This is a genomic window from Peribacillus sp. (genome assembly GCF_059453735.1).
Window position 1 is genome coordinate 1 of the sequence record NZ_JAZVJO010000221.1, and the last position, 8,691, is coordinate 8,691.

8 protein-coding genes are annotated in these 8,691 nt (G+C 40.0%); all 8 read right to left on the bottom strand.

Annotated elements, in window-relative coordinates:
* Window positions 1-426: 426 nt before the first annotated feature.
* Entirely contained in the window at window positions 427-1,575 is a 1,149-nt protein-coding gene (locus tag AC52RT_RS06925) for a glycerate kinase (RefSeq protein WP_495540064.1), read from the bottom strand.
* A 96-nt stretch (window positions 1,576-1,671) separates the two neighbouring features.
* A complete protein-coding gene (locus AC52RT_RS06930) occupies window positions 1,672-2,379 on the bottom strand; it encodes a GntR family transcriptional regulator (RefSeq protein ID WP_495540065.1) in 708 nt (235 codons plus the stop codon).
* 10 nt (window positions 2,380-2,389) lie between these two features.
* Entirely contained in the window at window positions 2,390-3,799 is a 1,410-nt protein-coding gene (locus tag AC52RT_RS06935; protein WP_495540066.1) for a GH1 family beta-glucosidase, read from the bottom strand.
* A gap of 178 nt (window positions 3,800-3,977) precedes the next feature.
* Entirely contained in the window at window positions 3,978-4,622 is a 645-nt protein-coding gene (locus AC52RT_RS06940) for a 2OG-Fe(II) oxygenase (protein WP_495540067.1), read from the bottom strand.
* A gap of 323 nt (window positions 4,623-4,945) precedes the next feature.
* A complete protein-coding gene (locus tag AC52RT_RS06945) occupies window positions 4,946-5,872 on the bottom strand; it encodes an ABC transporter substrate-binding protein (protein ID WP_495540068.1) in 927 nt (308 codons plus the stop codon).
* A gap of 79 nt (window positions 5,873-5,951) precedes the next feature.
* Entirely contained in the window at window positions 5,952-6,965 is a 1,014-nt protein-coding gene (locus AC52RT_RS06950; RefSeq protein WP_495540069.1) for a FecCD family ABC transporter permease, read from the bottom strand.
* Entirely contained in the window at window positions 6,962-7,987 is a 1,026-nt protein-coding gene (locus tag AC52RT_RS06955) for a FecCD family ABC transporter permease (protein WP_495540070.1), read from the bottom strand. Before AC52RT_RS06955 ends, AC52RT_RS06950 begins: the two co-directional genes overlap by 4 nt.
* The coding region (locus AC52RT_RS06960; RefSeq protein WP_495540071.1) for an ABC transporter ATP-binding protein at window positions 7,984-8,691 on the bottom strand (708 nt) is incomplete at its 5' end. The genes AC52RT_RS06960 and AC52RT_RS06955, both read right to left, overlap by 4 nt.

Here is an 8,691-nt window from a genome sequence, read left to right on the forward strand (position 1 = left end):
AAATTTATTCCTAATAAGATTGCACTGATTATAAATAGACCGAAAAATAGTGTGAAAAATGTTTTATGTTTTTCAAAATCTACTGTCCAATTTTCATCCGCTATACTAAACACATAGATTAAGAATGCGACAAAAACGATAGAAGAATATAGATATGCTAGTTTCGAAAATAGACTTTTTTTCAAATTAAATCCTCTTCTCAGTAAAAAAAATTAACGGGAAGGAAATGGTCTTAGGCGTTTATGAAGGTCGGTATCTCCATCAGGCATCATATCTAGCTTTGAATCTGGCGTAACTTTCGTGTCTATGTTAGCTTTTAAATCAGGATTAATCTCGTAATTTGGATTTATCTCTGGGTCTGGCGTTAGTACCCAAAAGCTTACAGATGCATCAACTCATTTTTTTCTGCCTCTCATTAGGACGTTTTCACAAGCAGTCTCCTGCTCGATTAAAAAAATAGGTGCGGCAAACTTGTTCCGCTGTTTTCTCTAGTAATAGACTCGCATCCTTCATTGCCTGGTCCAAGCTCATGGGCTTATTCATCACGCTATATACCCCAATCACTCCATATTGGTAGAGAGAATCAATCTTTCCTTCAAAGGATCCTGCTAGGATGATGGTCGGTATATTTTTTGCTTTGGCTGATTGAGCAACTCCCATTGGTGTTTTTCCATATGCAGTTTGAAAATCGACCTGCCCTTCTCCTGTAATGACTAGGTCCGCATTTTCTAACTGTTCATCGAGTTTTGTATACTCCATCACAACGTCCACCCCTCTTCTCAATGTTGAAGGGAAGAATGCCTGAAAAGCTCCGCCAATTCCCCCGGCTGCCCCTGCCCCTGGGCTGTCATGAAGTCTGACGCCCATTTTTTCTTCAATTTTGTTGGCAAAGTGCAAAAGATTAGCGTCCAGGATCTTGACCATCGCTTCAGTCGCTCCTTTTTGAGGACCGAATATATACGTTGCACCGGTAGGACCAACAAAAGGATTCTCTACATCTGACGCAATGATAAATTGACTTTCTTCTATTCGCGGGTCAAAATTTCCGATTGATAGCTGCTGCAGCTGACCTAATTCACCCCCGCCAACATCTAGTTCTTGCCCTGCGCTATTTTTTAATTCAACACCAAGTGCTTGAAGCATTCCCGCTCCGCCGTCATTCGTTGCCGAGCCGCCTAATGCAAGAATAAAGTTTCTATATCCCTCATCTAAGGCAGCTTTAATGAGTTGTCCAGTACCGTAAGTGCTTGCTTTTAACGGATTGCGCTCACCGATGCTGACTAAATTCAATCCTGAAGCCGCTGCTATCTCGATAATACATGTTTGCTGATCTCCAAGTACTCCAAACTCAGCTTCAATTGGCTTTTGCAGAGGATCGATTACATGGACTTTGGTTTTATGTCCACCTGTCGCTGCGACTAAATTCTCCATTGTTCCTTCGCCGCCATCCGCTACAGGAACTAAGACAGTTTCAGCATGAGGAAAAGCATGCACAATCCCTCGTTCAATCGACAATGCAGCATCCATACTAGAGATACTTCCTTTAAATGAATCTGGAGCTATCACAATCTTCATTTCCTCATCTCCCGAATAGAAAGCGTTTACATTAGTATAAACCTGAAAGAAGAAAAAAGCTCTCCAACACGTTAGCGAATTGGAAAGCCTGTACTTTTATTTAAAGTTAATTCGATTTAAGATTTTTGCTTTTTGAAAATGAAAAAGTGACTTAGATAATTCAAAGATCGTTCCATTCGAAAGACATACTGTGTTTTCAATAATTAAGGCCGGATCTAATGGATTAACTTGGAGCAAGCCCGCATTTTCCTCGTTAATTTTTTCGCAATTAATGACTTTATCCGCAAAGCCAATGTTTAGTTTTAAGTCCTCGATAAGATAACGATAGATGGAATTTGATGCAATATCTTCGTTTAAATATGGGACAATATCTTTTTTAAAATAACTTATTTCAATCGAGAACGGTTCATTTTCTACTAGTCTTAACCGCTTACTATAATACAGCTTTGTTCCTGTATCACAACGTAATTGTTTGGCTATTTCTTCATCTGCTTCAACCACGTGTAAAGCCAAAATTTTTGTCTCAATATTTTTTGAGGTCAAATCTTTTGTTAATCCTCTTAGACTGCCTAAATTGATGAAATCCGTTTCCGATTTTTCCCTCAAAAACATTCCACTGCCCTGCACTTGATAGACAAAACCTCGATTGACCAACTGAGTAATGGCTTTTCGGATCGTATTTCGACTTACTTCAAACTTTTTTACCAGTTCTTCTTCTGTCGGAAGCTTTTTTGTTTCGTCAAACTTTCCATCCCTAATATCCTTTTCTAACTCATCCGCTATTTCTTTGTATTTTACGGCCATATAATCTCCCTTACAGCTTTTCGCCTCTTGTTTTAATAATATCTTTGTACCAATGATACGAAAGCTTTTTCTTTCGATTTAAATGATCCTGATGATCCACGTAAATAAAGCCATATTGCTTTTTATATCCGTTTAGCCAGCTTAATAAATCAATAGCGGACCATGCATAATACCCTTTTAAATGAATCCCTTCTTGGATTGCCCGCTTAATCACTTTTAAATGTTGCTCGATATACTTTATCCGAGGAACATCTACGATTTCACCATCTATGATAGGATCTTCATCTCCAAGTCCATTTTCTGTAACATACATTTTTATATCACCATAACGTGCTTTTAATAGATGCAGCCCATCTAAAAATCCCTGAGGTGAGATTTCCCATCCCCATTTAGTATAGGTTTTGTTCTCCATTTTAACAGTCCGATAATACCCGTCAAAAGAGGGGCTGCCTGGGGCCAGCGTAGATGTTTCTCGTGAATGTTCCATGGATGAAAGTATTTCATTATTTTTTTCTACTCGAATCGGTTGATAATAATTAAGTCCGATAAAATCATTACTCTCCGCATTTCTTGCTAAGGTATCCAGCTCTTCTTCCGTCCAATCTGGTGTCCAGCTCTTCTCCTTTAAGTGCTCGACCACATAAGTGGGATATGTCCCTTTTAGAATCGGATCATAGTACCAAAACGTTTCATATTCATTCGCATGTTGAGCAGCTATCACATTTTCCGGTTTATCATCGACACTGTATGCTGGCAAGAATACATGCGTTATGCCAATCTCCCCGTACTGTCTTAATTTCTTATAGACTTCTACGGCTTTTGCATGTGCATAAAACACATAATGCGTCGCTTGAAAATACTTCTTCTCATCATTTTGAATACCAGGCGGATGGGCTCCTTTTAAGTAGCCTAACCCACAAAACATAACCGTTTCATTAAACGTAATCCAATGTTTCACACGATCTCCAAATGACTGGAAACAAATCGCTGCATACTTCACGAAAGCTTCAGCCGTTCGCTTATTAGTCCAACCTCCATCTTCTTCAAGGGTCAGAGGTAAGTCCCAGTGATACAGAGTAACAAACGGAACAATTCCATATTTCAAACATTCATTAATTACATTATTATAAAATTCCAATCCTTTTGGATTCACTTCACCATCGCCTGTTGGCAAAATACGCGCCCATGAAAGAGAAAACCGGTACGATTCAAGACCCATCTCGGCCATTAATTGAATATCTTCCTTGTAACGATGATAATGGTCGATCGCTACCTCACCGTTTGTTCCCTCATACGTCTTTCCAGGAATCTTTGAAAAGACGTCCCAATTGGTTACGCCTTTCCCATCTTCATTCCATGCTCCTTCTATCTGATAAGAAGCAGACGCCGCTCCGAATATAAAATCATGTGGAAACTTCATATAATAACCTCCATTTTCATACCATCATATTAAATTCATAGGCACAAATATTAAATTGATTATATACGTTTATTCCATTATTGGCAAACGCTAAAGGGATAATCTTAGGGGGATTAAAGAGGAACGCACTTCAAAGAGACGGGAAGAGGCGTTTCCCCGCCTTAATGAAAATATAGCACTATTTTTGTCTTCTCATCCACTGTGTAGCAACCCACTTTTCTCCTGCTATCACTGGGGCTCCACCATGTAACGTTTGTTCATTGATCTGTTGATCGCTATAAAAATATTCAAAATACACGGCCGTTCCCTTTTTTGGAGATACGGAAAGTTTTAGTTTAGGAAAATACGTTTCTCCCCCACTTTCCACATCATTTAAGTAGATAACGATTGTGCTTATCCTATTATTTTGTGCGGCTTTACTTGAAGATGAAAAATAATCATGATGAGCCTTATATTCTTGTCCAGGCGTATATTTTAGAATTTGAATTCCTTCTCCATGTTCAGTGGGGATATTCATAATCGATGAAAGTCTTCTTTCAATTTTGGTAATCAAATCATTCTCATTTTCTTCAAAATACATACTGCTGCTCGTTCTCATCTCATTGACTTCACGGGTGGACCCAATCTTTGAACGATTCAATTTATCTTTTGATAAGCTCATCAAGGCGTTGCATTCTTCCTCACTCAACACATTACCTAAAATGACGATGAGAGGCTCTTCAAATTTTGCTAGTATATTAATCTCTCTATCTTCTGTTTTAATTGTATTTCCAATGTGATTAAAAATCGTTTGTTCTTTCATAATTGATGTAGTACCATCCATTCGTTTCACAACTCCTTAACTATTTAAATTTTCAAACTATTTTTATTCTGATTCTTTTATTGTAAGCGGTTAACTATAAATATTATACCATGAGCCTTCTTCTTTCTAGAAATATCTATCGTCATATGTTTTACTCCATATATAAAAAAACCACCTGCGTTAACAGATGAGTTTACGTATTATCCTCGAAGCATGTTCCGTCCACCATTAACGGGAATTTGCTTTTTCAGAAATCTCAGCCACTGTCAGCTTCTCAAACTCTTTCATGATAAACCTAAAAAGAAAGGCCTCTCAACAGGAACCCGTTGAAAAGCCTTTTTCTTTTATTTAGCAACTAAAATCTCTTCTAAATTATCTAATGCCAACTTGTTTCCATATGCAGAATAATCTAACCATGGTTGTTCAGAAATTAGGAATACTTGATCGTTTTTAACCGCTTTAAGACTTTGCCAAATCGGATCATTTTGTAATTCCTTATAAACGTCTTCACTGCCTTCATCAACTGATGACACTAATACAAAAATGGTATCAGCATCGAAGTCTGGCAATACCTCTTTTGAAATATTCTCCCAGTTCTCCTCAATTGATTCGACACCTGTTGCTGGCTTGAATCCTAAATCTTCAAACAAAATGGGACCTAATGGACGCTCCATTCCATATACACGCAGTCCTTTTGGTGATATACGTACCGCCATTACTGTACCTTCACCAAGCTTTTCTTTAGCTAACGTAGATAATTCAGCTGCCTTTGCTTCATAGTCTTTAATGAACTGTTCGGCAGTTTCTTCCCGATCTACGATGCCAGCTATATCTTGTAGGTGGTCTTTCCAACGGCCTTCATCCAGATTAATGACATTCGTTGGGGCAATCGCCTCGTATTTCTCTAAACCATGCTTCCCAGCAAACTCTTTGTCAATGAAAATTTCATCGGGCTGCATCGCAATTAACGCTTCCATATCAGGTTCTTTTGTAAATCCTAAATATTCCGTATCTGAAAAACGTTCTTCATCAAGCGGCAGGTAATCACTTGTCGTTGTTCCATCAGGTGTAATACCCAGTGCCATTAAATCTCCCGTTAAGAAAATAGAAATAGATGCTACCTTTTTATCATACTTTTCACCTTTACTATCCGAAGAAGACTTTGATTCATTATTTTCGTTTACTTTCTTGTTCTCTTGCCCTTCTTCATTCCCGCATGCTGCCAAGACGAAAAGGAATGTACTCATTAGTACAACCAGTAGTTTTCTCATGATGATCTCCTGTTCTTATAAAAATTAATCATTTCCGATTATACAGAGTAACCCGGCAAACCACAAACCCATAACTAGCTTACTTTGGTTTAAATAATAGATACAGAAAATAAGGCGCACCTACTGCTGCGACGACAACTCCCGCCGGTATGGCATTGGGTTCAAAAAGGGATCTTGCGATAGTATCTGCAAAAACAAGAATGACAACACCCGTCAAAGCAGAAATTGGTAATACATATTGATGCATCGGCCCTACAAGTCGTCGGGCAATATGGGGAGCGACCAGTCCTATAAAACCGATTCCACCGGCCATCGATACACTTGCGCATGATAACGCTACGGCAATACATAGCAGCTGAATCCGTTCTTTGTTTACTCGCGTGCCAATCCCGGTTGCGATGGTATCTCCCAAAGCAAAGCTATTTAATGGTTTCGCCTTCATGAAGGCAATTGGAATCAAAATCAACATCCATGGAAGTAGTGCATACACATTGATCCAATCCCTGCCCCACACATTACCCAGCAGCCAACTCGCTGTAAATGAATATGTTTTTTCATCCAGCTGCAGAGATAAATACAAACTAATGGCATTAAACCCTGCTGCAATGGCAATTCCGACTAGTAAAAGTCTTGTGGGGAGCAACCCCTTTCCTTTTTCACTCGCTAATATGAATATGAGACCTGCAGCCAGACATCCTCCCATAAAGGTGAATAGCGGGATTATTAATGCAGCAGTCGTATTCAATGATGCGAAGTATGTAACATAAACAATTAATCCAAGGCTCGCCCCCGCATGAATCCCTAAAACACCAGGATCAGCCAAGGGGTTCCGAGTAATCCCTTGGAAAATGGCACCTGATATCCCCAGACCCATTCCAGCCAAAATGGTAATGATGATCCGAGGCATCCGGTATTCAAATAAGACCATCTCATACATCGGCGTACCGAAACCAAGGATCGTTTTGACAACATCAAGCGGTGCTATCTTCAACGATCCTGTATTTAATCCAAGAGTTATGATCGTTAAGATTAAGATAGATAGGGCAAACCCAACTTGAAGACATTTCTTTCGTCTCTTCCTGGTGATATTCATAAACTTCTCTTTTCCTTCCGTGCCACAAATAAAAAGAACGGTACACCTATCATGGCAACAATCACTCCGATGGCCAATTCTTTTGGCGGATCCATCGTTCTTGCACCAAGGTCTGCCACTACCAGTAAAACGGCACCTAATATAGCTGACAATGGAATAACAAAACGATAATCCACGCCGACCAGCTTCCTTGTGATATGGGGTATGACTAATCCGACAAAGGCAATTGAGCCAACAGCTGCTACGGAAACACCAGCTAATATGACCGCAATAATCATAGCAATTAACCGAATTTTTTGCGTCTGTATACCTAAGTTAACAGCAATTTCTTCACCCATTGCCATCAAAGAAATAGGCCGTCCAAGCAGGCAAGCCATTACCACCACGAAGAGGATAATCGGCGCTACAATCTTAAGCTGCGGCCATTCCACACCAGCCACACCCCCGGCATACCAAAACGCTAAATCTTGACTAAGGTCAAAGTAAATCGCAATACCAGATGTAAACGAATGCAGCAGCGAAGCAACAACTGTGCCAGCTAACGTTAATTTCAGCGGCGTTAATCCTCCAGGTGAGCTTGCTCCCAACCCGAAGATGAAAATGGTTGTACAAGCTGCACCCAAGAATGACAAGATCATCAACGTAGAAAATGAAAGGTTGGGTAAAAAAACAAAAGACAGTGCCACAACAAATGTAGCTCCTGCATTAATCCCTAATACTCCAGCATCGGCTAAAGGATTCCTCGTTACTCCCTGCATCAATGCCCCGGCAACTGCAAAGGCTGCACCTACTAATGCCGCTGCAAGCACACGCGGGAATCGGATCGAATGTAAAATTTGATGTTCAATATTCGTTTTGTCAAAATGCCAAAGAGCCTCCCATACTATAGAGAGTGAAAGCTGTTTAGCACCTGTTGAAATAGCTGCAAACATACTCAGCCCTAAGATAAGAATGGACACTACCGACATCAGATAAAGGCGACCGCTGCGGATATCGCAAAGTAATTTTTCCTTACGCATCATCGCTGATCCCCATATAACGTATCCATTGGGATACATATAGGCACATTTGACTTCGGTTCAATTAAAATCGTTGCCTCTATATGGAATACTTCTTTTAACATCTTGTCATTTAATACTTCATGCGGAGTTCCTTCATGCATGACTTCCCCTTCTTTAATGCATACTAAATGATCCGCAAAACGTGTTGCGTGATTCAGATCATGAACAACCATCACAATTGTGCTCTTCTCTTCCTTATTAAGTTTCCGAAGCAACTTCAACACTTCCAGCTGATGTCCCATATCTAAAAAAGTCGTTGGTTCATCTAATAACAGAATTCCTGTTTTTTGAGCCAATGCCATCGCAATCCAAGCACGTTGACGTTGTCCACCTGATAGCTCATCAACCAATTCATCCTGCAATGCTGTCAAACCAGTTGATTCAATGGCCCATTGGATGATTTCATAATCTGATTTAGTCGTAGAACTAAACGCCTTTTGATGTGGGTATCGACCGTATGCCACTAATTCGCTGACAGACAAGCCGTCAGGGGCAACCGGGTTTTGAGGAAGAATGGAAAGTTTCTTAGCTACTTCCTTCGTCGGAAGCTTCTGGATGGCTTGTCCATCAATATAGACATCCCCGCTTTGTGGCTGCATAATACGGGCGAGTGTTTTTAAAATCGTTGACTTCCCAGAACCATTCGCACCCACAAGAGCCGTAAT

Excerpts from the sequence above, each read along its gene's own strand:
- AC52RT_RS06925 (WP_495540064.1), bottom strand. The coding sequence starts at position 1,575 with ATGAAGATTGTGATAGCTCCAGATTCATTTAAAGGAAGTATCTCTAGT.
- AC52RT_RS06930 (WP_495540065.1), bottom strand. The coding sequence starts at position 2,379 with ATGGCCGTAAAATACAAAGAAATAGCGGATGAGTTAGAAAAGGATATT.
- AC52RT_RS06935 (WP_495540066.1), bottom strand. The coding sequence starts at position 3,799 with ATGAAGTTTCCACATGATTTTATATTCGGAGCGGCGTCTGCTTCTTAT.
- AC52RT_RS06940 (WP_495540067.1), bottom strand. The coding sequence starts at position 4,622 with ATGGATGGTACTACATCAATTATGAAAGAACAAACGATTTTTAATCAC.
- AC52RT_RS06945 (WP_495540068.1), bottom strand. The coding sequence starts at position 5,872 with ATGAGAAAACTACTGGTTGTACTAATGAGTACATTCCTTTTCGTCTTG.
- AC52RT_RS06950 (WP_495540069.1), bottom strand. The coding sequence starts at position 6,965 with ATGAATATCACCAGGAAGAGACGAAAGAAATGTCTTCAAGTTGGGTTT.
- AC52RT_RS06955 (WP_495540070.1), bottom strand. The coding sequence starts at position 7,987 with ATGATGCGTAAGGAAAAATTACTTTGCGATATCCGCAGCGGTCGCCTT.